Here is a 26,205-nt window from a genome sequence, read left to right as displayed (position 1 = left end):
GGGTGGGCCGGCGGGCGGGGGTGGGGCAGCGGGATATCCCTTCTTGAGAGTCGTCTCAGGAAGGGAGAGGGCGGCGGAGGGCGTGGCAATCCCCGCGGACGGCGAATTTCTTCGGGGATCATTCGGGGATCACTCGGGGATCAGCGGTGTTCGGTGCCCCAGGCGGTGCGGAAGCCGTGGCGGGCGCGGAAGAGTCGTGAACGGGCGGTGCCCAGAGGGAGGTCGAGGATCTCGGAGACGGACTTCTCGTCCAGGCCCTAGACATGACGAAGCGTCAGAACCGCGCGATGGTCGGGCGGGAGGCGTTCCAGGACGTCCCGGATGTCGCTGGCCAACTCGGGGTCGCGGTGGTCGGGTTGGTCGGCGGCGGTGTCGGCGACGGCGTCGGGCTGGGGAGAGCGGTGGCTCGCGAAGCGGACTGCCTCGCGGGCGGCGATGGCCCGGGCCCAGCCGAACAGGGCCTCCGGGGACCTGAGTTGGTGCAGGTTCCGGACGATCGCGATCACCGCCTCCTGGGTGGCGTCGGGCGCGTCCTGCAGTGCGATCGGGGCGCAGACGCGGCCGACGTACGGCATCAGCACGCTCACCACCTCGTCCAGGGCGAGGGCGTCGCCCCGTTGGGCCGCGCGGACCAGCGGGGAGACGTGCGGGTGCCGGCCGTCCGCGCTTGTCGGGCCTGTCTCACCTGTCGAGTTTGCTGAGTCTGCCTGGCCTGCCGCATGTGATGCATGTGCGGTGTCTGCGGCGTCTGCCGCGCCTGTCATGTTGCCCCCCGTCGGCGGTCGTCGCACCCCGGTGGACGGTACTGGACGGGTGCCCGGGGCCCGGCGGCGGGCGGGGGCGGAGCTGCGGCTATGTTGAGGGGTCACTGACAGCCGGAGGGAGCGGGCGATGGGGATGGGTGGTCGGCGGATAGCCGCCGGGGTGGCGACCGGGGTACTGGTGGCGGTACTGGCCGGGTGCTCGTCCGGGGGGTCGAAGGACGCCAAGGGGGTCGCGTCGGGGGCGCCGAGTTCGGTGTCGGCGAGTACGGCCGGGCCTGCCGGTACGGCTGCGGCACCCGTGCCCGCGGCCGGCGCGCCCACGCCGGCGCCGGCCGCTGCCGCTGCCGGGTCGGCCTCGGCGCCCGCGGGTGCGCCCACGCCGGCCGCCGTGGAGACGCCCGGGGCGGACCTGGAGGGCGTGCTGCTGGACGACAAGGTGGTCGGCCAGGTGCTGCCGGACGCCAAGGCGATGGCCGGGTGGGAGGAGGAGAAGCGCAAGGTCGACACCGCCGACCACACCGTCACCTGCACCGCCGCCGTGCCCTGCACGGGCAAGCCGCTCAGCGGGTCGGTCCGGTTCTCCTCGGGTGACGTGGTCGCCCGCTTCATCGTCGAGACCCTGCCCAGCCGGGACGCGGCCAAGAACCGCCTGAAGGAGACGTACACCTCGTACGCCGCCGGGCCGTTCAAGAAGATCGACGCCCCGGCGCTGGGCAGCGAGAGCCAGGCCTTCCAGGGGCCGCTGGCCGAGGGCGAGGGCGTCGGCATCGTCGTGCGCTCCGGCACGGTGGTGGCGAGCGTGACCACCGAGGGCGGCCCCGTGGACGTGGCGGCGACGCGGCGGTTCGCGGTGATGCTGGTCAAGCGGATCGAACAGGCGCAGGCGGGCAAGACGCCGGACGCCGGGCTCGGCCTGGCCTGACGCGAAGCGGCGGTCGGGCGGGGGGCTCCTCCTTCGGCGTGCGCCCCGACTCGGGAGGGCGCTGGGCTGGGGAAACGGCTGTCAGTCGGGCGTGATATGTACTCATCTCGGGTGGCCGCTGTGCCGCCATGCGAAAGATGCCGATGACGTTCGAGGGGGCCAGACACATGCCGCTGTTCCGACGCCGCTCCGGCGGGGCGGGCGTGCAGGACCGGGCCGGGCGGCGCGGGCGCGGGTTCGGCTTCGGCCTGCGTACGGCCGAGGCGCCCACGGTGGGCGAGCCGCGGTTGGACCCTGCGTTCGGGGACGAGTCGGTGCGCCTGGCGCTCCGACAGGCCGCGGACGGGGAGTGGTCCGAGCTGCGCCCCGCCCTGGCCGCCGCCCAGGACGCCGGGGGCACCGAGCTGAGCTTCCTGGTCGGGGCGATCGCGGACCTGCCCCGGGTCGAGCAGTGGACCTCGCGCGCACTGGCCGACACCCCGGACGACACGCTGCTGCTGATGCTGTCCGGCGCCCGGCACGTCGTCTGGGGCTGGGAGGTCCGGACCGGCGCCTGGGCCAAGGACGTCACCGAGGAGCGGTGGAAGCTGTTCCACCAGCGGCTGGACACAGCCGAGGAGCAGCTGCTGGAGGTCGCCGAGCGCGAGCCGACCTGGCACGCCCCCTGGCACTTCCTGCAGATGAGCGGCCTCGGCGCCTCGCTCGGCCCGGAGATCGCCGCCTGCCGCTTCGAGGCCGCTGTGCGCCGTGCACCCGAGAGCCCCGCCTCGCACCGCGTGCGGCTGCAGCAGCTCAGTGCCAAGTGGGGCGGCTCGCACGACGCGATGCACGAGTTCGCCCGCTCGGTGATGCTCGCCGCCCCCGAGGGCAGCCACCTCGGCGAGCTGGTGGCGCTCGCGCACCTGGAGCACTGGCTGAGCCTCCCGGAGGGCGAGGACCGCGCCTACCTGACCAGCCCCGCCGTGGTGGCCGAGCTGCAGGAGGCGGCCTTCCGGTCCGTCCTGCACCCGGACTTCACGCCGGTGCGCGGCTGGCAGGCGAGCTTCAACGCCTTCGCGATGGCCTTCTCCCTCGCCGACCAGCCCAAGACCGCGCGCCTGCTGTTCGACGCGTTGGACGGCTTCGTCACCAAGTCGCCCTGGCACTACCTCTCGGGGGACCCGGCCAAGGCGTTCCGCGCCCACCGCGACCGCTGCGCCTCGTACCGGCGCTGAGCCACGCACCGGCACCACCGTTCTCCACCGCACCGCCGTCATCCACCCCGCGACCGTCATCCGTCCACCGCACCACCGTCCACCGCACCACCGTCATCCGTCCGCCGTCATCCACGCTGCGACCGTCATCACCCCCCCGCGATCGAAAGAGCCTCCGGTGTCCCCAACCGACAATCCGACGAGTGCGCACACCTTCCAGGTGGACCTGCGCGGCCTGGTGGACCTGCTCTCCCACCACCTCTACTCCAGCCCGCGGGTCTACCTGCGCGAGCTGCTGCAGAACGCGGTGGACGCGATCTCCGCCCGCCGCGCCCTCGACCCCGAGGCGCCGGCCCGGATCACCGTCCGCGCCGACGACGAGCTGTCCGTCACCGACACCGGCATCGGCCTGACCGAGAAGGACGTCCACACCTTCCTCGCCACCATCGGCCGCAGCTCCAAGCGCGACGCCGACGGCCGGCTGGACGGCGACGGACTGGCCCGGGCCCGCGGCGACTTCATCGGCCAGTTCGGCATCGGCCTGCTCGCCTGCTTCGTCGTCGCCGACGAGATCACCGTGGTCACCCGCTCCGCCGCCACCCCGGACGCCCCGGTGATCGAGTGGCGCGGCAGCTCCGACGGCAGCTACACCATCCGCACCCTGCCCGCCGCGGCCAAGCCGGAGCCGGGCACCACCGTGACCCTGGCCCCGCGCGCCGACGCCGCCGAGTGGACCCGCCCGGGCCGGGTGCTCGGCCTGGCCCGGGACTTCGGCAGCCTGCTGCGCCACGACGTCACGGTGATCGACGCGCGCGGCACCGAGCACCGGGTCAACCGCACCCCGCCGTGGGCCGAACGGCACGGCTCCCCGCTGGCCAGGCGCGACGCGCTCGCCGAGTACTGCCGCTCCACCTTCGACTTCACCCCGCTCGACACCATCGAGCTGGACCTGCCGCTGGTCGGCCTGCGCGGCGTCGCGTACGTGCTGCCGGACGCCGCCCCGCCCTCGCGCCGCAACGGCCACCGGGTGCACCTCAAGGGCATGCTGCTCTCCGACCAGGCCGACGAACTGCTGCCGGACTGGGCGTTCTTCGTCCGCTGCGTCGTCGACACCGACGGGCTGCGCCCCACCGCCTCCCGCGAGGGCCTGTACGCCGACGAGACGCTGGCCGCCGTCCGCGACGCCCTCGGCGCCCGGATCCGTGACTGGCTGACCGGCCTGTCCGCGAGCGACCCGGCCCTGCTGCACCGCTTCCTGTCCGTCCATCACCTGGCCGTCAAGGAACTCGCCCGCTACGACGACGAGTTGCTGCGGATGATGCTGCCCTGGCTGCCGTTCGAGACCACCGACGGCAACGTCACCCTGGACGAGTTCACCCGCAGCCACCCGGTGGTGCTGGTGACCCGTACGGTCGAGGAGTTCCGCCAGGTCGCCCCGATCGCGGGCGCGGCCGGGCTCGGCGTGGTCAACGGCGGCTACACCTACGACCGCGACCTGGTGCACCGGCTGCCCGAGATCCGCCCCGGCGTCTCGGTCTCCGACCTCGACCCGGGCACCGTCACCGCGCACCTGGACACCGTCGACCCGGCCGCCGAACTGGCCGCCAACGCCTTCCTCGCGATCGCCCGCGAGGTGGTCGGCCGGTTCGACTGCGACGTCGCCCTGCGCAGCTTCCACCCCACCAACGCGCCCGCCCTGCTGCTCGACAACCGGGAGGCCCGGCACGAGCGCACCCGCGCCCAACTCGCCGACGAGGCCGACGGGTTGTGGGCGGACATCCTCGGCTCGCTGCGCGCCGAGGTGCCCCGCGCCCAGCTGGTGCTCAACCACCTCAACCCGCTGGTGCGCCGCGCCGCGTCGGTCACCAACCGCGAGCTGGCCGTCACCGCCGTCGAGGCGCTGTACGGGCAGGCCGTGCTGATGACCCGCCGACCGCTCAAGGCCAGCGAATCCGCCCTGCTCAACCGCTCGTTCATCAGCCTGCTCGACCATGCCATGCTCGGCCACGAGGCCGGCGGCGCGGGCGGGGCGGGCAGGGCCGGCGGGGCCGACGGGTCGGGCGGGGCTGACGGATCGGGCGGGACCGGTCGGGTCGGCGAGGGGGAGGCGTGATGTTGGACAGCCCCGACGCGGTGATGGCCGCGCTGCACGAGAACGACTCCCGCCCGTACGGTCGCACCCGCACCGTCACCGCCGAGGAACTCGTCGACGCCGCCGAGCAGTTCGAGGACACCGGGGTCCGCTCGATGGCCCTGCTCGAACTGATGGAGGCCTACGAGTACGACGGCGAGCGCAACAAGACCCCGGTCGTGTTCGCCCGTATCCTCAAACTCTGGGACAAGGACCCGGACGGCTTCGGCGAGTGGGCCCGCCACCAGGTGTTCTGGCGCTTCAAGTGGGTGGCCGCCGCGCTACGGGAGAACCCGGACGTGCCGCTGACGGCCATCGAACGCTGGCACACCGAACTGCGCGACCGCTACCGCGCCGCCGGCTTCGGCCTGCAGCCGTACTACGCCGAGCGCTACCACCTGGCCTGCCTCACCGGCACCGGTGTCCAGGACGCCTACGAGCTGTGGGCGGCCCGCCCGCGCTCCGAGCTGAGCGACTGCCACGCCTGCGAGACCCGCGCCCGTGCCCGGCACCACCTCGACCTCGGCGACGACGCCCGCGCCCTGGAAGTACTGGCCCCGGTGCTGAGCAGCCGCAGCACCTGCGAGCTGGAGCCCTACCACAGCCAGTCCGTCGCCCTGCTGCCGCTGCTGCGCCAGGGCCGGCCGGACGAGGCCCGCTCCGGCCACCTGACCGGTTACCGCTTCGCGCGCGGCAAGTCCTCGATGCTGGGCTCCGTCGGCCGGCACATCGAGTTCTGCGCGCTGTCCGGCAACGAGCCGCGCGGCCTGGAACTGCTCGCCGAGAACCGCGACCTGTTCGCGGTCACCGGCGAGGCCGCCGCCCGACTGGACTTCCTGACCGGCGTCGAGGTGCTGATCGCCGTCCTGGCCCGGGCCGGGCACGGCGAACTCGTGGTGAGCGGCCCGGCCGGCACCACCTGGACGGTGGACACCCTGCTCGCCCACCTGCGCACCGAGGCGGACGCGCTGGCCGCGCGCTTCGACGCCCGCAACGGCACCGACAGGGTCAGTGCCGCGCGGCGCGCCCGGCTGGCCGTCGAGCCGCTGCTGGCCGAGCCGCTGGCGCTGGGCGTGCGCGCTGCCGCCGTCGCACCCGAACTGTCCGCCGCCGCCCCGGCCGTCGCACCCGCCCCGCGCCGGGCGGTCGAGCCCGAGCCGGAGGACTTCACCGCCCTGGTGCTCCGGGCCCGCGAGCTGGAGGTGCTCGGGCACCCGGACTCCGACCGGCTCTGGAAGCGGATCGCCGAGCGCGCCGGCGCCGCGGACTTCGTCCACCCCGAGGGCACCGAGGTCGGCAGTCCCGAACGGCTGCGCGCCGAACTCGCCGAGCAGCGCGCGCACGAGGCACTGCAGCGGGACGCGCACGCCGAGGGCAAGGCCGGGCTGCTGGCCGCCGCCGAGCTGTTCGAGGAGGCCGGGCTGCCCGGGTCGGCGCTGATGGTCCGGACCCGTACGCTGATCGCCGATCTCGACGAGGGAGATGAGGGCGGCGAGAGCGGCTCGGGTGGCGAGAGCGGTGAGGGCGGCGAGGCCGGCTCGGGTGGCGAGAGCGGTGAGGGCGGCCGTCGTCGTGGTGGCGAGGGTGGCCGTCGCGGAGATCTCGGCGAGGGCGACGGCGCCGGCGGGGGCAGGGCGGCCGACTGGGCGGCGCTCGACGCGGCGCTGCGCCGGGCCGAGGAGCTGCGCGCCACCGGCGAGTTGACCGACGACGACTACCTGATCGTGCTGCAGACCCGCGCCTACGCCGCCCACCACGACCTGGTCGAGGCGCTGCCCGAGCCCGCCGCCGAGGTGGCCGGCCGCTTCGAGGCGGCGGTCGGCTCCTACCACCGGACGGCCGTCGAACTCGGCTCCGCCCGGCGGGCCGCCACCTCCCGCCAGTACACCGCCGACGCCGCCGCCCGACAGGGCCGGCTGGCCGAGGCGGCCGCCGAACTACGTGAGGTACTGGCCCAGTTGGACGCGGCCGGGCTGCCCTGGCACACCCCGCGGGTGCTCGGCCTGCTCGGCCAGGTGCTGCTGCAGAGCCGCGAGCCCGCACCGGCCGTCGAGGTGTTCCACCGAGCACTGGCCGAGGCCGCGCGCTGGCGCGAGGACTCCTACCCGTACGCGCCGACGTACATGATGCTCGGCCACTCCTGCCTGCAGACCGGCGACCTCGGCGGTGCGGTCCGCGCGTTGTCGGAGGCGGCCGCGCGCTACGACCGCAAGGGCGCGGCGGCCGTCGAGGAGGCCGCCCAGGTGCGGCTCCAACTGGCCGACGTGCTGCGCGACTCCGGCCGGGCGTCGGACGCGGTCGCCGTGCTGGAGTCGGTGCTGCTCGACGCGTCGGCAGCCGCGCTGGACGTCCGGATGCTCGCCCAGACACGGCTCGACCTCGCCCGGGGCCTGGCCGAGTTGGAGGAGTACCGGGACGCCGCGGAGGAGTACCTGCGCCTGGCCGACCTGGTGGCCGGCTGGGAGGACCAGGAGACGCACACCATGGTCGCGTGCGAGGCCACCCTGGCCCTCGCCCAGGCGGACCGCTTCGACGCCGCCGAGGCGGCCCTCGCCCGGGCCCGCGAGGCCCACGGCAAGGCGCCACAGGTCGACCAACTGGCGGCGACGCTCCGGGAGTTGGCCAGGCTGACGATGCGCGCACAGGGCGCGGAGGGGCTGGCCGCCGCCCTGGCCCTGCTGGCCGAGGCGGACGCGGTCGGCGAGGCCGCCGAGTGGGCCGGTCAGGAGTACAACCCCTGGTACCTGCAGGGCGGTTCGCACTACGAGCGGGCACGCTGCCTGGCCGTCGCCGAGCGGTACGAGGAGGCGCTGGCCGAGATCGAGCGGGCGATCCTGGTGTACGAGCAGGGCGGCGAGCGGGCCGAGTCGTTGTGGGCGGAAGCCGTCCGGCTGGCCGCGCTGATCGAGGGCAGCGACCTCGGCCGCGCCCGGGCGGCGGTGGCCCGGCTGACCGCCGGCATCGCGCGTTGCGAGGCGGCCGGACTGCCGGAGGGCGCTCAGGTGCTCGCGGAGCTGCGGGAGCGGTTCGCGGCGTCGGGCTGACGGTGAGGTGCTCGGGGCCTCGGGGGTGTGCACCCCCGGGGCCCCTCGCACCCGCGGTCCCGTCGTGGGGTTCAGCTGTGCGGGTCCGCTGTGCGGTCCCGTTGTGCGGGTCCGTCAGGCGGGTTCGTTGGGCGCGGCTCGGTCAGCAGGGGCCGTCGTCGGCCCAGACGCCCCACTGGCCGCTGGCGCTCGGCACCTCGTTGAGCGTCCACCACTTGGCGTGGTAGTTGTGCCCGTTGTACGAGACCTTGGCGCCCCCGTTGTACGTGGTGCTCGCGCTCCATGCCGGTGCGGTGCAGGTGCCGGGGGTGGTCGGCGGTGTGGTGGGGGGAGTCGTGGGCGGGGTGGTCGGCGGCGTGGTGGGCGGGGTCGCGCCGGCGAACTTCACCGTGTACTTGGTGAAGTCCCAGTCGTTCTGCGCCACGCTGGAGCAGGAGCCGGACAGCCCCGGGTCCACCGGGCCCGGGCACTGTCGGTCCCGGTTGACCGACCAGTACGTGTACCGGGCCAGGCCGTGGGCGGTGGCGAAGTCCAGTACGGTCTGGAAGTCGGCCTGGCGGAAGTACTCGGCGGCGTCGGTGCGGCCGTTCATCATCGACACGCCCTCGTGGGCGTACGCGGTGGCCTCGGTCCAGCCGAAGGTGCTCTGCAGGATCTGGTTGAACTTCACCAGCGCGTCGGTCTGCGCCGCCGCGCCGTTGAAGCCGCCGTCGAACGGCATGATCGAGTAGTTGTTCGGCGTGAAGCCCTGCGACTTGGCCTCGTTGAGCATCTGGGTCCCGAACCAGCCGGTGCCCGCGTTGGTGCCGGCGGTGGTGATCGAGACGTACAGGCCGGGGTTGTTCTGCTGGAGGATCCTCGCGGCGCCGATCTCGTTGTGGATGGCCGCCGTGTTCTCGTACTCCGGCTCCTCCAGGTCGAAGTCGATCGCCTTGAGCTGGTACTTGGTGATCACCTTCTGGTACCCGGCGGCGGTCGCCTCGGGCGTGCCGCAGACCTGGCCCAGCTTGGTGCCGCCGTACCCGCCGACCGACACCGAGACGTCGCCGCCCTTGCCGCGGACGGTCTGGATGACGTTCGGCATGGTGGTGTCGGTGTCGATCGAGGAGGTGCCGCCCCAGGCGGGGGAGCAGTTGCTGCCCTGGGCGAGGATGAACGCCAGCTGGAAGGCCTTCTGGCCGGTGGCGTCCATGACGGCGGCGGCGTCCGGCGGGCTGTTGTCCTCGGGCATCAGGTACGGCGCCGAGGCGTACCAGTTGCTGCCGAGGCCGGCGGTGTCGGTTGCGGCGGTGTCGGTGACGGCGGCGGTGTTGGTGGTGTCGGTGGTCTCTGCGGAGGCGGAGCCGGTGGCGGTCAGTGCGGCGACGCCACCGGCGACCAGGCCGAGTACGCCGGCCACCGCGAGGACGGCCCGGCTGGGGCGACGCCGGTGCTTCGGCGTGGTCTCCGGGCTGACGGGGTGTGGAGGGAAAGCGCGTTCCATCGGAAGCCTTCCAGGAAACGGCGGTGGGGGAAGTGCCCGTACGCGCCGGAGGTGGGGGTGGCGCGGCGGCAGGCCGAACGGCTCAGGGACGTCGGCTGGTTGCCGCGGGCTCCCACTGGTATAGACCTGTCTCGGAGGGTGGGTCAAGACCCGGTGGAGGGAGGAGTGGTGAACCCCGCGTACCTCGCGGACCCGCGAACGTTGCGTACCCGCGAACGTCGCGAACCGGCGACCCCGCCTTGCGGACCTCGTCGTCCGGGTCAGGGGAGCCCGCGGACCGGGGGCGCCGGGACGGGGCCGGCGGCCTTGAGGGTGCGCAGGACGGGGGCGGACTCCAGGGCGGTGATCTCCGGGACCGAGCCGAGCCGCTGCGTCAGGTACCGGTGGAGGTCGGCCGGGTCGGTGCACAGGGCGAAGGCCGCGAGGTTGCTGGGGCCGGTGGTGGCGGCGACGAAGGCGAGTTCGCGGTGGGCGGCGAGGGCGTGGCCGACCCGGTCGAGGTGGGCGGGGGCGACGCTCAGCCAGAGCAGCGCCTGCATGCCCGCGCCCAGTAGCCGGGCGTCGAGTTCGACGTCGAGGAACACCGTTCCGTCCGCACGGAGTTCGGCGAGGCGGCGGGCGACGGTGGCCGGGGTGCGGCCGGTCGCGGCGGCGAGGTCGCCGAGGGGAGTGCGGCCGTCCCGGTGGAGTGCGCCGAGCAGGACGTGGTCGGCTTCGTCCAGGCCGCCGGACGGGAGGCTCACGATGGCCGGGTGGAGCAGGGCCTGCTGCTCGTCGGTGAGCGCCTCGGTGCTGACCGGCCAGGCGGACGGGCCGCCCCGGTAGGTGTGCAGCAGGCAGTGGGCGGAGACGGCGGTGACGGCGGCGCTGCGGGGGATGTCGCGCAGCAGCAGGGTGTGGCCGTCGGGGCCCGGGCCGGTGTCCACGATGGCGGTGATCTCGGTGCCGCCGGAGGTGAGCTTCACCCAGGCGGTGTCGGCGCGCCGGACCAGCGCCTGGGCGAGGTTCTGGGCGGTGTGCGGGCCGGCGGTCAGGCGCATCAGCCACTGGGTCCGCCCGGCCCGGTGCGGGTCGGCGAGCCCGACCACCCGCAGTCCGGCCTCGGCCCGCAGCCGCCGGTAGCGGCGTGCGACGGTCTGCGGGGAGACGTCGAGGACGGCGGCGATGCGGTTGAACGGGGCGCGCCCGTCGACCCGTAGGGCGTGGACGAGCGCGCGGTCGAGTTCATCGAGCACGGGTGGGCTTCCGTTGGTCGGACACACCGTCCGATTCTGCCGTGTGCGTGGCGGGGTGAGCCGGGTCTGCAGGGTGGGCCGGGCCGGTGGCGTGGGTGTCGGCGTCGGAGTCGGTGCGGGCGTCGGCGCGGGAGCCATGAGAGGCGCTCATCACCCGTGCGGCCACCGCGACGGCGACCAGCACACCGAGCGCCACCCAGCAGGCGCGCTGCGCTCCGGCGGCCTGCGGGGTGGCCAGGTAGATCCGGCCGAGCACCGCGACGCCCAGCGTGGAGCCGAGCTGCTGTACGGCGTTGAGCAGGCCGGCCGCCGAACCGGTCTCCTGCGGTCGCAGCGGCCGCAGGGCGGTGGTGAAGAAGGCGGGTGTGAACAGCCCCTGCCCGAGCCCAACCATCGCGAGCGCGTACGGCAGCAACTCCGGTCGTTCGCCGGTCCGGTAGGCACCGACGGCAGCCACCACCCCCGCCGCCATGACGGCGAGCCCGGCGGGCATCACCCGCGCCCCGTACCGTCGGACCAGCGACGCCCCCGCCCACAGCGAACCGACTGCGAGTCCGGCCGACATCGGCAGCAGCGTCAGGCCGGACGCCAGGGCGTCGGCGCCGCTGCCGAGTTGGAGCTGGAGCACGACGACCAGGCTGAGACCGGTGGTGGCCGCGAAGGCGAGCGCCAGCGCGGCCAGCGCGGCCGGGAACCGTACGGAGGTGAACAGGCTCGGCTCGACCAGGGTGTCGGCGTCGCACCGGGCCCCGCGGCGCTGGTGGACGGCGAAGGCCACCGCGGCGGCCGCCCCCAGGGCCGCGCCGGCGGCCGTCCAGCCGGGCGGTGTGCTTCCGGTAGCCAGGAGCGGTAGCACGACCAGCCCGGTGGCGAGCGCCGCGAGCGCGCTGCCGGCCGGGTCGAGGCCGGGGCGACGCGGGGCGCGGTCCTCGGCCAGCTGCGGGGCGAGGGCGAGGACGGCGAGCGAGAGCGGGAGGTTGACCAGGAAGACCGAGCGCCAGGAGGAGCCGAACAGGTCGACGTGGGTGAGCACCCCGCCGAGCACTGGTCCGGCGACCGCCGCGAGCCCCATCACCGGCCCGATCATGCCGAGCGCGCGGGCCGTCTCCGGGCCCCGGAACATGGCCTTGATCAGGCCGATGGTTTGCGGCACGATCACGGCCGCCGCCGCGCCCTGGACGGCCCGGAAGACGAGCAGCGTGCCGAGGGTGGGCGCGCAGGCGCAGGCCAGCGAGGCGAACAGGAAGCCCGCGACGCCGATCCGGAACACCCGCCGCCGTCCGGCCCGGTCGCCGAGCCGCCCGCCGGTGAGCAGCAGGACGGCGAACGGCAGCGTGTACGCGGTGGTGAGCCAGGGCACGGCGGCGGCCGGCCCGCCCAGGTCGGCGCGCATGCGCGGCGCCGCGACCTGGACGATCGTCGCGTCCAGCAGGTTCATCGCCTCGGCGGTGAGCAGTGCGCAGAGCGCCCACCAGCGGCGCGGGTGCACGGGCGCCTGGTGCGCGGGCGTCGGACCTGTGGGCGTCGGGTGTGCGGACAACGGGGGCCTCCCTCGGGTGTACGGCCGGAATGCCGTCACCCTGCGTCCGTACGCCCGCGCCGACCAGCCACCGCCGCCCGGATCGGTGGGAAGTTCCACCGACCCGGCCCCCGACGCCGAAAAACTCCACTCAGCCAGGTGCCATCGCCACCGCCATCGTCAGGGCCCCGGCGTCGGCCGTGGTCTTGGCTTTGGCCCTGGCCTTCGTCATCGCCCCCACGCCCGCCAGCAGACCGCTGACCGCCGGGGACCACGGCCGGCTGGCCGGCCCGGTCAGCGTCAGCATCCGGTGGACGGCGGGGTGGATCGGGACCAGTACGCAGTCGGCCGGGAGCATGGTCAGCGCCAGCGCGGGCATCACCGAGACCCCGACGCCCGCGTGCACCATGCCGATCAGGGTGTTGAGGTCGCGGATGCGGTGCCGGGGCGCAAAGCGGGCGCCGGCCCGCCGGTAGGCCTCACGGATGTGGCGCTCGCAGCCACCCTCGGAGAGTAGGAAGTCGTCGTCCTCCAACTCGGCGACGTGGATGCTCTCCTGACCGGCGAGCGGGTGGTCGCGGCGCAGCAGCGCGTGCATCGAGTCGGCGCCGAGCGCGACCGCCCCGGGTTGCGGCGGCCCGGCGTCCACCAGGACGGCGGCGTCCACCGTGCCGGCCTCCAGCCAGGCGGCCAGCTCGACGTCGTCGCCTTCGAAGACCCGGACGGTGACCTCCGGGTACGCGGCCTTCCAGTCCCGCAGCAGCCCGGGCAGCAGCGCCTGGCAGACGGTGGTCGGCGCGGCCAGCCGTACGGTGCCGGTCAGGCCGCCCGTGTGCTGGGTGGCGATGGTGCGCACGGCGGCGGCGGAGGCGACCGCCGTACGGGCGTGCGGCAGGACCTGATCGCCCAGCGGGGTGGGCCGGCACGGGGTGCCACGCATCAGGACGGGCGCGCCGAGGGCCCGCTCCAGCGCCCCGACGGCGTGCGAGACCGCGGACTGGCTGATGCCTAGCTCGTCGGCGGCCGCCCCGAAGCTTCCGGTGTCGGCGACCGCGACCAGTGCCCTGAGCTGCGCCAGGTTGACGTCCGTGCTCATCGGACGTGCTCGGTCATGGGACCTCGGGTCATGAGACTTCCTCATCCAGGCCGGAGTGCCACTTGTTGGACTCATGCTCGGACGGCAGACCATCCTCTGTCCAGGTGAAGGGAACAGCGGAGGAATGCGGGGGTGTTTGCGGTGCGGCGCTGGTTGCCGGGTTTTGTGGCACTGTCGGCGATTTGGGGTGCGAGCTTCGCCCTGATCAAGGTGGCGGTCGACGCGGGGGTTCCCCCGGTCTGGGTGGCGCTGTGGCGCTGCCTGTTGGGTGCGGTCACGCTGGGCGCCGTCCTGGTGCTGCGCGGCGAGGGGATTCCGCGCGACCGTGCGCTGTGGGGGCACTCGGCGGTGGTCGCGGTGCTGCTCAACACCGTGCCGTTCATCCTGTTCCCGTTCGGTGAGACCAGGGTCAGCTCGGTGCTCGCCGGGGTGATGAACGCGACCACGCCGCTGTTCACCCTGCTGTTCGCGGTGCTCACCGTCCCGGAGGAGCGGCGGCCGGGCGCCCGCCGGCTCACCGGCCTCGCCCTCGGCTTCGTCGGCGTGCTCACCGTGCTCGGGGTCTGGCACGGCATCGGCTCCGGCGAGGCGGCCGGGGGCCTGGCCTGCCTGGCCGCCGCCTGCTGCTACGGGGCGGGCTTCGCCTACCTGCGGCGCTTCCTGTCCGGGCGGCCGGAGTCCGTCACCACCCTCTCCGCGCTCCAGGTCACGTGCGCCACCGCCGAGTTGGCCGTCATCGCCCCGCTCGCCGGGTCCGCCCCGCAGTGGCCCGGGGGCGGACCGGCCGTCGCCCTGCTGGTGTTCGGCGTGGTCGGCACCGGCCTGGCGTACCTGCTGAACCTCGGCCTCGTCCGTGCCGCGGGCACGGCGGTGGCCTCGGCCGTCACCTACGTGATGCCGCTCTGGTCCACAGCGATCGGCGCGTTGTTCCTCGCGGAGCCGGTCGGCTGGAACGCCCTGGCCGGCGGTGCCCTGGTGATCGCGGCCGTGGTGCTGACCCACCCCCGCCCCCGGGCCGCGGCCGGCCCGGAGGAGCAGGCCCCGAAGGCGCGCCAGGCCGTCGGTTAGGGCGCGCGCCGCCCCGACGACGGCACGTACGAAGATGCCACGCATGGGGATCTCCCTCCCCGAACGGCCCCTCCCGGACAAGCCGGTGGGAACCGGGCTGATCGGACAGCCGAATTCGTACCCGATCTGACGTTCGGTGTCCACTGAATTACGGAATGTCTCCGGTCCCCGCTATGGTGGCCGCGTGGTGAGGTCGTGGGACGGGGCGGTGGAGCGGGCGCAGGACCGGCTGGCGGCGGGGCCGCGGCTGCGGTCGGCCGCCGACGGTGACGAACAGCGGTTCGCGCTCTGGGACTTGGCGTCCCTGGTGGAGGGCGAGCTGGGTGAGCTGGTGGACCCGGACGCGATCGCGCCGCGGGCCGAGCGCCGCTGGCGTGAGCGGCTGGGGGAGAGCGGCCGGGAATGGCCCGGCGGGGAGCTGTACCGCCGCCGCTACTGGATCCGGGACGACGACGGGGCCGTCGCGGGCACGGTCGCGGTGGACAACTGGACCAAGGGCCCGGGCCAACTCGCCGTCTCCTCCCTCTACCTGAGCCCGGCCGCGCGCGGGCGCGGGCTGGCAGCGGCCGCACTGGACGCGGTGTACCAGGCGGCCACCGCCGAGGGCCTGCCCGGGTTCCGGCTGGAGGCGCACTGGACCTGGCGGTCGGCCGTCCGCTACTACCTGCGGCGCGGGCTGTGGGTGATCGGCTGGAAGCGCGCCCTCTCGCTCGCGCGGATGCCCCAACTCCCCGCCTACCGGGTACGCGAGGAGGACGGGCGGCTGCTCCTGCTGGTCGCCGACCGGTCGTCCGGCTGGGTGCCGATACTGGCCGCCGGCCGCGAGGGCCGCTGGCTGCGGCTGGACGAGACCGCCGACTACCGGGGCGCCGACGGCTGGGTGCACGAGTACGCGCGCTCCACGCTGGCCCTGCACCTGGCGCTGGCGGGCTTCCCCCTGGTTCGCGGCCCGCAGTGGTGGGCGGAGGCGTGGCGGTGGGCGGACGCGGGAGAGCCGGAGGGACTGGCCTACCGGATCGAGGAGTTCGAGAGGGCCGCCCGGGCGACGAGCCGCGGCACGGCCACCGCGCACCGCCCGGTGCCCGCTCCCCAGCCGCCCGCCGCGCAGGCCCCGGCACCGACCGCGATGCCCTCCCCGCAGCTGGCAGACTCGGGGGATGGCTGAGATCGAGATCGACGGCGCCCCGGCCGACCCGGCGCGGCTGGCGGCGCTGGGGCTGCTCAACTACGGGCACTTCACCACCCTGCGCGCCGAAGCGGGCCGGGTCCGCGGCCTGACGCTGCACCTCGACCGGCTGGTCCGGGACTGCCGGACGCTGTTCGCCGCCGAGTTGGACCGGGCGGCGGTGCGGGAGAGGATCCGCGCGGTGCTGCCCGCCGACGGCGCGCCGGTGACCGTCCGGGTCACCGTGTACGACCCGGCACTCGGCCTGGAACGCCCCGGCGCCCCGGCCGCGCCCGTCCTGCTGGTCACCACCCGCCCGGCCGCGGCCGCCGAGCCCGCCCCGCTGCGGGTCCGCACCGTCGCCTACCGGCGGGAACTGCCACAGGTGAAGCACGTCGGCCTGTTCGGCCTGGTCCACCACCGCCGACAGGCCCAACTCGCGGGCTGGGACGACGTGCTGCTGGTCGGCGAGGGCGGTCGGGTGACCGAGGGCGCGACCTGGAACGTCGGCTTCCTGGACGAGGACGAGCTGGTCTGGCCTGACGGCCCGAGCCTGCCCGGCGTCACCGAGGCCCTGCTGTCCGGGGCGTACCAGGGACCGCAGTCCCGCGAACCGCTGCCCGCCACCGGGCTCGACCGCTTCACCGCCGCCTTCGCGGTGAACGCGGGCATCGGCGTCCGGCCGCTGGCGGCCGTCGACGGCACCGCCCTCGACCCCGCCCACCCGGCGCTCGCCGAACTGCGCGCGGCCTACCTCGGGATTGCCGCCGAACCGCTGTAGGGATAACCCCACCCCCGGTCCGCCAGCGGCCTCCATGGTTCGCCGGGCCCGGTCTTCCTAGCGTGGAGCACGTTGACGACGAGCGACACGGAACCGAAGGAAGGCCCCTCCATGGCACGCCGCCACCTCCGCCGCAGGACCGACGAGCACGGCACCGATCCGGACGGTCCCGGCGGCGGGCACGGCAGCGGTCCGTACGGTCTCGGTCCGCACGGCCCCGGCGGTCACGGCGGCGACCCGTACGCCGCACCGCAGGCGGCCCCCGCGATCGAACTGCGCGGCGTGCGCCGCACCTACGGGCGCGGCGAGGGGACGGTGCAGGCGCTGCGCGGGATCGACCTGGCGCTCGCCCGCGGCAGCTTCACCGCCGTGATGGGCCCGTCCGGCTCCGGCAAGTCCACCTTCCTGCAGTGCGCGGCGGGCCTGGACCGGCCGGACGCGGGGGAGATCCGGCTCGGCGGCGAGGAGATCACCGCGCTGAGCGAGAACCGGCTCACCGAGCTGCGCCGCAGCCGGATCGGCTTCGTCTTCCAGTCCTTCAACCTGCTGCCCTCGCTGAGCGTCGAACAGAACGTGCTGCTCCCGCAACGGCTCGCCGGTGAGCGCCAGGACCGCGCCCGGGCACGGGACCTGCTGGAGCGGGTCGGTCTCGGACAGCACGCCCGGCGGCGGCCCGGCCATCTCTCCGGCGGCCAGCAGCAGCGGGTCGCGATCGCCCGCGCGCTGATCACCCGCCCGGACGTGGTGTTCGCCGACGAGCCGACCGGCGCGCTGGACACCCGCACCGCGCACGAGGTGCTGGGCCTGCTGCGGCAGGCCGTGGACTCCCTGGGCGCGACCGTCGTCATGGTGACCCACGACCCGGTGGCCGCCTCCTTCGCCGACCGGGCGCTGTTCCTGGCCGGCGGCGCGATCGTCGACGACCTGCCGCACCCGAGCCCGCAGACCGTCGCGGACCGGATGGTCGCGCTCACCGCCCGCCCGGTGGGGGCCGCGGCATGACGAACGGACTCGCGCGCGCCTCGGTGCGCTTCCGACCCGCCTCCTTCGTTGGCACCCTGGTCGCCCTGCTGCTGGGCGCCGTCGTCGTGGTGGCCTGCGGCGTGCTGCTGCAGACCGGTCTGACCGCGAACCTCAAGCCCGACCGCTACGCCGCCGCACCCGTCGTGGTCGCGGCCGAGCAGGCGGTGAAGATCGAGACGAAGGTCGGCGAGGACACCGAGACCCGCGAGCAGGCCACCCCGGAGCGGGCCCGGACGGACGCCGCCCTGGTGGGTCGGCTGACCGCCCTGCCCGGGGTCGCGGCCGCCCGCCCGGACACCGCCTTCCCGCTGCCCGCCTCCGCGTCGGCTCCGGCGCTGACCGGCCGGGGCTACGCCGCACTCGGCATCGCCGGACCGGCCGACAACCTGGTCGAGGGCCGCGCACCCGGCGCGAACGAGGTGGTGCTGGACGCCGACACCGCGCGCGCCGCCCGCCTCGCGCCTGGTGCGAACCTCACCCTCACCGCGCCCGGCGGCACCGCGAGCTACCGGCTCTCCGGCCTCGCCGCCACCCAGCCGGCCGGCCCCACCGCCTGGTTCGCCGCCGCCACCGCCGACCGCCTCTCCGGCCACCCCGGCCGGATCGACGCCATCGCCGTCCAACCCCGCGAAGGCGTGACCACCGCCGCGCTCGCCGCGCAGGTCCGCCAGGCCGTCGGCGGCGACGCCAAGACCTTCACCGGCGACGGCCGCGGCGCCGTCGAACACCCCGCCCTCGGCGACGCTCGGACCATACTGACCGGCATCGGCGGCAGCTTCGGCGGCTACGCCACCATGACCGCGATCTTCGTGGTGATGAGCACCGTCGCCCTCGCCACCGGCCAGCGCGCCCGCGAGTTCGCCCTGCTGCGCGCTATCGGCGCCACCCCGCGCCAGATCCGGCGCACCATCGCCGCCGAGGCGATGCTGGTCGCACCCGTCGCCGCGACACTCGGCATCCTGCCCGGACTCGCCCTCGCCCGCTGGTGGTTCGACCAGCTGGTCGCGCGCGGCGCCGTCCCCGAGGGCATCCGCCTCGACGTCGGCCCGCTGCCGCCGCTGGCCGCCGTCCTCACCTGCACCCTCGCCGCGCTGACCGCCGGCTTCCTCGCGTCGCGCCGGGCGTCCAAGCTGCGCGCCGGCCAAGCGCTCGGCGAGGCCGCCGTCGAGGCGCCCCGGCCGGGCAAGGTGCGCACCGTCCTCGGGTTGGTCTTCACCGCCGGCGGCATCGCCGTCGCCATCGCCGCCGCCGCCCTCGACGGTGCCAAGGCAGCCCAGACCGCGCTCGGCGTCGTCATGTGCCTCATGCTGGCCGTCGCCCTGCTCGGCCCCTGGGTGGCCCGGATCGCCACCGCCGTGCTCGGCGCACCACTGCGGGCCGTCGGCGCGCCCGGCTCACTCGCCGCCGACAACACCCGCGCCAACGCCCGCCGCCTGGCCTCCGCGATCACCCCGATCGTCCTGGTCACCGCCTTCTGCGGCACCCTGCTGATCCTCCAGAGCACCCTGCGCCACACCGCCGGCCAGAACGTCCGGGCCGCCGTCACCGCCGACCACGTGATCGGCGCCACCGGCCCCGGCCTGCCCGCCGGCACCGCCGAACGGGCGGCGAAGGTGCCCGGCGTGGACGCCGCCGTCGGCGTGCTGCGCACCGGCCTCGTCTACCGCAGCGGCGGCGAGCTGGGCACCGCCCCCGCGCTGGGCGTCGACGGAGACCCGGCCCGGCTGCCCAAGGTGCTTGACCTGGGCGTGCGCGACGGCGCGCTCGCCGACCTCGGCCGCGCCACCGACACCATCGCGCTCAGCACCGGCCTGGCCGACACGCTGGGCGCGAAGGTCGGCGAGCGGGTCCCGCTGAGGCTCGGTGACGGCACCGCCGTGCGGCCCACCGTGGTCGCCGTGTACGACCGCGGGCTCGGCGTCGGCCAGGCGCTGCTGCCCCGGGCGGCCGTGGCCGAACACGTCACCACCGGGTACGACAGCCAGGTGCTGGTCGCCGACACGGCGGGTGCCGACCGTACGGCGGTGGCCGCCGGGCTGGGCGTGCTGGGCGGGGCGAGCGTGACCGACCGGGCCGGGTTCGCCGCCCGGTCCGACAAGGCCATGGAGCTCAGCGGCTGGGCCAACACCGTGATGGCCGGCGTGCTCGGCGGGTTCGCCGCGGTCAGTGCCGCCAACACCCTGGTGATGACGGTGCTGGACCGCCGCCGCGAGGTCGCGCTGCTGCGGCTGGCCGGCACCACCCGGCGCCAGGTGCGCGGCATGATGCGCTGGGAGGCGCTGCTGGTGGCCGCGACCGGGCTGGCGGTGGGCGCGGTGATCGCCTGGATCACGCTGGTGCCGGTCGCCCGGGGCGTCGCCAACGCCTCGCCGTACGTTCCGCCGATGCTCGCCCTGCTGCTGGCCGCCGCAGCCGTGCTGCTCTGCCTCGGCTCGACCGGGCTGCCCGTCCGCGCGCTGCTGCGGACCAGGCCGGTGGCGCTGGGAGCCGCGCGGCAGTAGGCCGAGGGTGGTGAGAGAAGGTCATGAGGCGGCCCTGTGAGAGGAACTCATGGGGCTGCCTCATGAGCGTGTCTCATGGGGGCGTCCGATGAGAGTGGCTCATGGAGGTGTGCCGATGAGCGCACCTCATGGGGGAGCCCCATGAGCGGACCTCATGGAGGCGCACCGGGACGGGACCTCATCGGCGATGCCCCATGAGGACCGCCCAAGGTATCCCTCCTCCGGGTGACAAAGCCGGGACGAGAAGGCGCAATGGGGTAACCGAATCACCCAAATGCCGCTATCAGCACTGATCGTGATGTCGGATCAGTTACGCTCTCGCCCGCCCCGCCCGCCGACCCCGCCCGCCCGAAGCAGAGAGTAGCCCGACATGAGCAGTCCCCCCGCAGCCCCCGCGCCCCGTTGGCCGCTGATCCTGCTGCGTACCACCGCCACCGCGCTGGCCCTGCTGGCACTGCTCCAGACCATGCTGGCCGGCAGCTTCCTCAACGGCACGTACGACTCCCTGAAGGACCACGAGGGCACCGCGATGGTGCTGGCCACGCTGGTGGTGGTCCAGCTGGCGGTGGCCGTCGCGGTCCGGTGGCCCGGCCGGGGGCCGCTCTGGCCGCTGTGGACCACCGCCGTGCTCGCCGTCGCGGTCATCGGCCAGATCGCCGCCGGCTACGCCCGGTCGCTCGGCGTGCACGTCACCCTCGGCGTGCTGCTGGTCAGCGGCGTCCTGTTCGGCCTGGCCGGCGCCTGGCGGCTGCCGCTGCCCGCCCGCTCGGAGCGGTACGAGGCGGGCCCGGACGGCAGCGGACGGCTCCCGCGCCCCGGCGGGCCGTTGAAGGTGTCCAAGTGAACCGGCGCCGGTTCCTGGGCATCGGTGGCTCCGTCCTCGGTGCGGGCGCGCTGGCCGCCGTCGCCGTTCCCTCGGCGGCCCGGCTGTTCGCCGAGGGCCGTCCCGGACGGCTGCTGACCAGCGAACTCGACCTGCCCGAGGCCTTCCGGATCCCACTGCCGGTGCCGCCCCTGCTGCAGCCCGTGCGCACCGACGGGACCACCGACTACTACGAGATCACCCAGCAGGTCGCCAGGCTGGAGATCCTGCCCGGGGTGAAGACCGAGGCCTGGACGTACGGCGGGAGCTTCCCAGGGCCGACCGTGGTCACCCGTTTCGGGCGGACGGCCGTGGTCAAGCACCGCAACGAGCTGCCGGTGCCGTCCGTGACCCACCTGCACGGCGGGCACACCCCGGCGGACAGCGACGGCTACCCGGTCGACATGCTGCTGCCGGTGGGATCGTCGCCGGACGCCGACCAGGGGACAGCCGGCATGCCGGGCATGTCGGGGATGCGCCACGCGGCGAGCCGCAACGTCGTCGGCGAGCGCAGCTACACCTATCCGGGCAAGCAGCGCGCCGCCACCCTCTGGTACCACGACCACCGAATGGGCTTCACCGGCCCGGGCGTCTGGCGTGGACTGGCCGGCTTCCACCTCGTCCACGACGACGAGGAGGGCGCGCTGCCGCTGCCGCGCGGCGAGCGCGACCTGTCGCTGATGATCGCCGACCGCTCCTTCGCCGCCGACGGCTCCTTCCGGTACCCCGCCGTCGACCCCTCGCTCGCCAGTCCCGGTGTCACCGACCCCTACGCCAACGGCGTGCTCGGCGACGTCATCCTGGTCAACGGCGCCCCCTGGCCCCGGCTGGACGTCGACCGCGTCCGCTACCGGCTGCGCCTGCTCAACGCCTCCAACGCCCGCCCCTACCGGCTCGAACTCGACCCGCAGCCCCCCGGCGGCGACGCCCTGGTCCAGATCGGCTCCGACGGCGGCCTGCTCGCCGCCCCGGTCGGCCACGACGGCATCGACATCGCCCCCGCCGAACGCTTCGACGTCGTGGTCGACTTCTCCCGCTACGAGCCCGGCACCCAGGTGCGCCTGGTCAACCGCCTCGGCAGCGACCGGACGGCGGAGGTGATGCGCTTCGACGTCTCCTCGAAGGAGGTGAAGGACGACGCGACGGTGCCCGACAGGCTCGCCGCCGTCGACGCCCTGGACCCCTCGGCCGCCGTCGCCACCCGCGACTTCGCCTTCCGCCGCAGCCGCAGCGACGGCTGGACCATCAACGGCGACCCGTACCAGCCCGGCAGCAGCATCGCGGCACCCGCCCTCGGGGCCGTCGAACGCTGGCGCTTCTCGACCGACCTGCACCACCCCGTGCACGTCCACCTGGACCACTTCCAGGTCATCGGCCGCAACGGCGGCGACCCGGGCCCGTACGACGCGGGCTGGAAGGACACCGTGGACCTGCGCCCGGCCGAGGCGGTGGAGGTGCTGGTGCGCTTCACCGACTACGCGGGGACGTACATGCTGCACTGCCACAACCTGGAGCACGAGGACATGGCGATGATGGCGGACTTCACCGTGCAGTGACCCCGGCGGCTCATCCGAACGGCCGAGTGCCGGAGGGCGTGCGCTGCGCCCTCCGGCACTCGTGTCCTAGCGTCACGGGAAGGGGTACCCGCCGACTCCTGGCGTCGCGGGGAGGGGTACTCGCCGAGAGACGGAGCCGCCGCATGACCACCCCCGCCGAACGCCGCCGGCGCGGCCGGGCCGCCCGGGACCGCGTCTCCCGCTCCGCCCACGGCCGGTGGATCCCCGCCGCCGACCGGCCCGACCCGCTCGGCGTGCTGGAACGGCAGGCCGAGGACCGGGTCGCCGGGCTGCTGCCGATCCGCTACGGACGGATGGCCGACAGCCCGTTCGCCTACCTGCGCGGCGCCGCCGCCGTGATGGCCGCCGACCTCGGCGCCGTCCCCGACACCGGCCTCACCGTGCAACTCTGCGGTGACGCCCACCTGTTGAACTTCGGCGTGTACGCCTCGCCGGAACGCGCCCTGCTCTTCGACGTCAACGACTTCGACGAGACCTTCCCCGGCCCCTTCGAGTGGGACGTCAAACGCCTCGCCGCCAGCGTCGCCGTCGCCGCCCGCGACAACGGCCAGGACGAGCAGCAGGTGCGCCGCGCCGCCCGTACGGCCGTCGAGGGGTACGCCGCAGCGATGCGCCGACTGGCGGGCCAGGGCGAACTCGACGTCTGGTACACCCGGGTGGACACCGCGAACCTGCTGCCGATGCTGCGCAAGCCCCGGCAGCGCAAGCGCGCCGAGGCCGAACTCGCCCACGCCCGGCGCCGCACCAGCCTGCAGGCCTTCGGCAAGCTCACCGAGGAACGGGACGGACAACGGCGGATCATCAGCGCACCGCCGCTGATCGAGCCGTTGAAACGGTCCGAACTGCGCGGCATCGGCAAGGTGTTCAGCGACTACCGGGCCACCCTGGCCGAGGACCGCCGGGTTCTGCTCGACCGCTACCGGTTCGTGGACGCCGCGACCAAGGTGGTCGGTGTCGGCAGCGTCGGCACCCGCTGCTACATCGTCCTGTTGGAGGGCCGGGACCCCGGCGACCCGCTGTTCCTGCAGCTCAAGGAGGCCGGACGGTCGGTGCTGGAGGACCACCTGCCGCCCGCCCGGGTGGACGCCGAGGTCGCGGCCCACCATGGCGGCCGCCGGGTGGTCACCGGTCAGCACCTGATGCAGGCCGCCAGCGACATCTTCCTCGGCTGGACCAGCGGTCCCGCCGGGCGCCACTTCTACGGCCGCCAACTGCGGGACATGAAGGGCTCGGTGGAGATCGGCGACATGAAGCCCGCCGGCCTGCGCGCCTACGCCGACCTCTGCGGCCGCACCCTCGCCCGGGCCCACGCCCGCACCGGCGACCGCCTCGCCATCGCGGGCTACCTCGGCGGCGCGGACACCTTCGCCGAGGCGATCGCCGACTTCGCGGTGCGGTACGCGGACCGGACGGTGGCGGACCACACGGAGCTGGTGGCGGCGATCGCCGACGGCCGGGTGTCGGCGACCCGGGGTGTGTGAGGCGGGGCGGGGCCGGTCACCGCGAGCCGGGGTGCGTGACGGCCGCGAGGCGGTCCAACTGCTCCAGCTGGTCCGATGGTTCGAGCGCGCCGAGGCGGGCGACGAGGTGGCGGGCGCCGGCGGCGGTGTAGCGGGCGAGTTTGGTGGCGACCTCCTGCGGCGTGCCGAGCGCGAAGGCCTGGATCCGCTCCGTTTCGGTGAGCGGGAGGCCGTAGTTGGCGCGGGTGTAGGCGTCCATGGTGCGGCGGGCGGCCTCCGCACTGCGGTCGATCCGGACGTTGACGAAGAGAGCCGGGGTGATGGCCTCCGGTGCGCGGCCCACCTGCTGCGCCGCCGCGCGGACGGCGGAGAGCCCGGCGGCGTAGTCGGCGGGGTCGGGCGGGTAGGGCAGCCAGCCGTCGTAGTGGCGGCCGGTGCGGGCGAGGGCCGCCGGGGTCGCGCCGCCGAGCCAGATCGGCGGGCCGCCGACGCGAAACGGTGCGGTCGCGCGCGGGAGTTCGGTGAAGGAGTGGAACGCGCCGCGGAACTCCGTCGCCCCGGCCCAGAGCGCCCGCCACAGCGCGACCGTCTCGTCCAACCGGGCGAAGCGGCGCTCCCACGGCACCTGGGAGAGTTCGTGCAGCGGACGGCCGAAGTGCCCCGGGAAGCCGGCGCCGACCGCGACCGTCAGCCGGCCGCCGGAGAGTTGGTCCACCGAGGCAAGAGTCTGCGCGGTCTGCACCGGGCGGCGCAGGACCGGCAGGAGGGCGCCGGTGCCCAGCCGGATGCGCTCGGTCACCGGAGCGGCGGCCGCCAGCATGCTGAGGGGCTCGATCCGCGGGCTGAGCAGGGAGTCGTTGACGAAGAGGGAGGAGAAGCCCGACTGCTCGGCCTGGCGGGCGAATCCGATCAGGCCGCGGGGGCCGCCGGCCGCCCACTGGTCCTGGCCGGTGGGGAGGAAAACACCGATGTCCATGACGTCGATGCTGGTCGCCGGGCTGCCTGGGCTCAATTCCCCCGGGGGAATGGCGGACTGCGGCCCGTACGGGGTTGGCTGGTGGCGTGGACTTCCCCCGGGCGCTGCGTGAGCGCCGTACCAGCCGCCGACTCAGCCAACTCGACCTCGCCCTCCGGGCGGGCACGACACAGCGGCACGTGAGCTTCATCGAATCCGGCCGCTCCGCGCCGGGCCGGGGCATGGTCGTCCGGCTCGCCGAGTCGCTGGACCTGCCGCTGCGGGAGCGCAACGAGCTCCTGCTGGCCGCCGGTTACGCGCCCGCCTACCCGGAGACGCCGTTGGACGGGCCGGCGCTGGCGCCGGTGCGGGAGGCGATCGACCACCTGCTGGCCGGCCACCTCCCGTACCCGGCACTGGTGGTGGACCGCCGGGGCGACGTGGTGGCAGCCAACACGGCCCTGGAGGTGATCACCGAGGGCGCCGACCCGCGGCTCGTCGGCCCCGGCACCAACGCCTACCGGCTGGCGCTGCACCCGGACGGCCTGGCCCCGCGCATCCTCAACTTCGCCGCCTGGGCCCGGCACATCGTCGAGCGCACCCTCCATCTCGGCGCGCTGCACGAGGAATTGTCCTCCTACGTGCCCGAAGTGGAGGTGACGGAGCAGCACTTGGGCTTCGCCGTCCCGCTGGAGCTGAGCAGCTCGCTCGGTGTGCTGCGCCTGATGACGACGGTCACCTCCTTCGCCACGGCCGTGGACGTCACGCTCGCCGAGCTGAAGCTGGAGGCCTTCCTCCCGGCGGACGCGGCGACCGCGCGGGCACTGCGGAGAGGTGCCGCTCAGAGCCCGGGGAACTGGTAGTCGGCGGTGATCCGGCCGTCGGCGTCCAGGACGACGAACTCCACCCCGCCGCCCACCGGTTGGCCGCCGCGCGAGGGCACCATCTCCCAGCTGAAGCGGACGACGTCGCGCAGCCGCACCGCGTCCGGGCGGGTCCGGAAGGTGAATTCCCCGGGCGCCACGAACTCCTCGTAGGCGCGGGAGACGCGGAACTCCAACTCCTCGTGGCCGCGCGCTTCGAGGACGGGCTCCGCGAACCCGACCCGCGCGGCCGCCTCACGGACTTCGACGGGCGGATGGAGCAGGTGCACGCCCCCCTCGGCCCACAGCTCCTCGATCGCCTGCCGGCGGGCGCGGGGATCGGGCTCGGTCCACAACGCTACGTAGCGGTCGGCGAGTTGCTGGGCGGTGGCGGTGGCGGTGGCGGTGGCGGTGGCGCTGGGGTCGGTGGGGTCGGTGGTCGCAGTGGTGGTCATGGCGGGCTCCTGTCCGGGGTCGGTCGGTTGCGGCGCGACCCATCCTCGGAGCGGGCCCGCGGCCGGACAATTCCCTGTCTCTTATACACATCTGACGCTGCCGACGAG

20 protein-coding genes are annotated in these 26,205 nt (G+C 74.6%); 13 read left to right on the top strand and 7 right to left on the bottom strand.

Features of this window, described 5'->3' with window-relative positions:
* Positions 1-257 precede the first annotated feature (257 nt).
* Positions 258-587, bottom strand: coding sequence for an RNA polymerase sigma factor (locus OP86_RS33070; RefSeq protein ID WP_234434947.1), 330 nt, complete (start codon positions 585-587; stop codon positions 258-260).
* Positions 588-1,152: 565 nt separating this feature from the next.
* Between OP86_RS33070 and OP86_RS27640 the strand changes: the two genes are divergently transcribed.
* The 4 genes from OP86_RS27640 to OP86_RS27625 all read left to right on the top strand — a co-directional run bounded on the left by OP86_RS27640 (position 1,153) and on the right by OP86_RS27625 (position 8,054).
* A complete protein-coding gene (locus OP86_RS27640; protein ID WP_030257649.1) occupies positions 1,153-1,686 on the top strand; it encodes a hypothetical protein in 534 nt (177 codons plus the stop codon).
* A gap of 167 nt (positions 1,687-1,853) precedes the next feature.
* The gene (locus OP86_RS27635; RefSeq protein WP_051830786.1) at positions 1,854-2,900 is read left to right on the top strand and encodes a hypothetical protein; all 1,047 of its coding nucleotides are present in this window, start codon (positions 1,854-1,856) and stop codon (positions 2,898-2,900) included.
* 157 nt (positions 2,901-3,057) lie between these two features.
* On the top strand, positions 3,058-4,992 hold the full coding sequence (locus OP86_RS27630; protein WP_051830784.1) for an HSP90 family protein: 1,935 nt from the start codon (positions 3,058-3,060) through the stop codon (positions 4,990-4,992).
* Positions 4,992-8,054, top strand: a complete 3,063-nt coding sequence (locus tag OP86_RS27625; protein ID WP_030257655.1) for a hypothetical protein — start codon at positions 4,992-4,994, stop codon at positions 8,052-8,054. Before OP86_RS27630 ends, OP86_RS27625 begins: the two co-directional genes overlap by 1 nt.
* 142 nt (positions 8,055-8,196) lie before the next feature.
* On the opposite strand, the gene OP86_RS27620 is transcribed toward OP86_RS27625, so the two are convergent.
* The 4 genes from OP86_RS27620 to OP86_RS27605 all read right to left on the bottom strand — a co-directional run bounded on the left by OP86_RS27620 (position 8,197) and on the right by OP86_RS27605 (position 13,387).
* Positions 8,197-9,537, bottom strand: a complete 1,341-nt coding sequence (locus OP86_RS27620) for a chitinase (RefSeq protein WP_078588762.1) — start codon at positions 9,535-9,537, stop codon at positions 8,197-8,199.
* Between the two features lie 260 nt (positions 9,538-9,797).
* Positions 9,798-10,772 carry an Lrp/AsnC family transcriptional regulator gene (locus OP86_RS27615; RefSeq protein ID WP_030257658.1) on the bottom strand — a complete coding sequence of 325 codons (975 nt, stop codon included), beginning with the start codon at positions 10,770-10,772 and terminating at the stop codon, positions 9,798-9,800.
* Positions 10,762-12,312 carry an MFS transporter gene (locus tag OP86_RS27610; RefSeq protein WP_234434948.1) on the bottom strand — a complete coding sequence of 517 codons (1,551 nt, stop codon included), beginning with the start codon at positions 12,310-12,312 and terminating at the stop codon, positions 10,762-10,764. Before OP86_RS27610 ends, OP86_RS27615 begins: the two co-directional genes overlap by 11 nt.
* Before the next feature lie 130 nt (positions 12,313-12,442).
* Entirely contained in the window at positions 12,443-13,387 is a 945-nt protein-coding gene (locus tag OP86_RS27605) for a LysR family transcriptional regulator (RefSeq protein ID WP_030257663.1), read from the bottom strand.
* A 153-nt stretch (positions 13,388-13,540) separates the two neighbouring features.
* Here OP86_RS27605 and OP86_RS27600 point away from each other — a divergent pair, with 153 nt between their 5' ends.
* The 8 genes from OP86_RS27600 to OP86_RS27565 all read left to right on the top strand — a co-directional run bounded on the left by OP86_RS27600 (position 13,541) and on the right by OP86_RS27565 (position 23,845).
* A complete protein-coding gene (locus tag OP86_RS27600; protein ID WP_209440368.1) occupies positions 13,541-14,455 on the top strand; it encodes a DMT family transporter in 915 nt (304 codons plus the stop codon).
* 184 nt (positions 14,456-14,639) lie between these two features.
* Entirely contained in the window at positions 14,640-15,620 is a 981-nt protein-coding gene (locus OP86_RS34005) for a GNAT family N-acetyltransferase (protein WP_158707021.1), read from the top strand.
* Entirely contained in the window at positions 15,613-16,401 is a 789-nt protein-coding gene (locus OP86_RS27590) for an aminotransferase class IV (RefSeq protein ID WP_030056030.1), read from the top strand. Before OP86_RS34005 ends, OP86_RS27590 begins: the two co-directional genes overlap by 8 nt.
* A gap of 111 nt (positions 16,402-16,512) precedes the next feature.
* Positions 16,513-17,403 carry an ABC transporter ATP-binding protein gene (locus tag OP86_RS27585; RefSeq protein ID WP_078588768.1) on the top strand — a complete coding sequence of 297 codons (891 nt, stop codon included), beginning with the start codon at positions 16,513-16,515 and terminating at the stop codon, positions 17,401-17,403.
* Complete coding sequence (locus tag OP86_RS27580; RefSeq protein ID WP_030056028.1) at positions 17,400-19,925, top strand: FtsX-like permease family protein; 2,526 nt, start codon at positions 17,400-17,402, stop codon at positions 19,923-19,925. Before OP86_RS27585 ends, OP86_RS27580 begins: the two co-directional genes overlap by 4 nt.
* Positions 19,926-20,295: 370 nt before the next feature.
* Entirely contained in the window at positions 20,296-20,769 is a 474-nt protein-coding gene (locus OP86_RS34000) for a hypothetical protein (RefSeq protein WP_051830778.1), read from the top strand.
* A complete protein-coding gene (locus OP86_RS27570) occupies positions 20,766-22,343 on the top strand; it encodes a multicopper oxidase family protein (RefSeq protein WP_030257684.1) in 1,578 nt (525 codons plus the stop codon). Before OP86_RS34000 ends, OP86_RS27570 begins: the two co-directional genes overlap by 4 nt.
* A gap of 143 nt (positions 22,344-22,486) precedes the next feature.
* Positions 22,487-23,845 carry a DUF2252 domain-containing protein gene (locus tag OP86_RS27565; protein WP_030056024.1) on the top strand — a complete coding sequence of 453 codons (1,359 nt, stop codon included), beginning with the start codon at positions 22,487-22,489 and terminating at the stop codon, positions 23,843-23,845.
* Between the two features lie 16 nt (positions 23,846-23,861).
* Here OP86_RS27565 and OP86_RS27560 read toward each other — a convergent pair whose 3' ends face one another.
* Positions 23,862-24,800, bottom strand: coding sequence for an LLM class flavin-dependent oxidoreductase (locus OP86_RS27560; protein WP_030257688.1), 939 nt, complete (start codon positions 24,798-24,800; stop codon positions 23,862-23,864).
* Positions 24,801-24,886: 86 nt separating this feature from the next.
* On the opposite strand from OP86_RS27560, the gene OP86_RS27555 reads away from it, so the two are divergent.
* Positions 24,887-25,642, top strand: a complete 756-nt coding sequence (locus tag OP86_RS27555; RefSeq protein WP_030056020.1) for a helix-turn-helix domain-containing protein — start codon at positions 24,887-24,889, stop codon at positions 25,640-25,642.
* On the opposite strand, the gene OP86_RS27550 is transcribed toward OP86_RS27555, so the two are convergent.
* On the bottom strand, positions 25,621-26,097 hold the full coding sequence (locus OP86_RS27550) for a hypothetical protein (RefSeq protein ID WP_234434949.1): 477 nt from the start codon (positions 26,095-26,097) through the stop codon (positions 25,621-25,623). The genes OP86_RS27555 and OP86_RS27550 overlap by 22 nt on opposite strands.
* Positions 26,098-26,205: the final 108 nt, after the last annotated feature.

This window comes from Streptomyces novaecaesareae, assembly GCF_000716875.1.
Classification (GTDB): Bacteria; Actinomycetota; Actinomycetes; order Streptomycetales; family Streptomycetaceae; genus Kitasatospora; species Kitasatospora novaecaesareae.
Note: the sequence above shows the minus strand (reverse complement) of the source record. Positions and strands in the feature narration are given on the sequence as shown.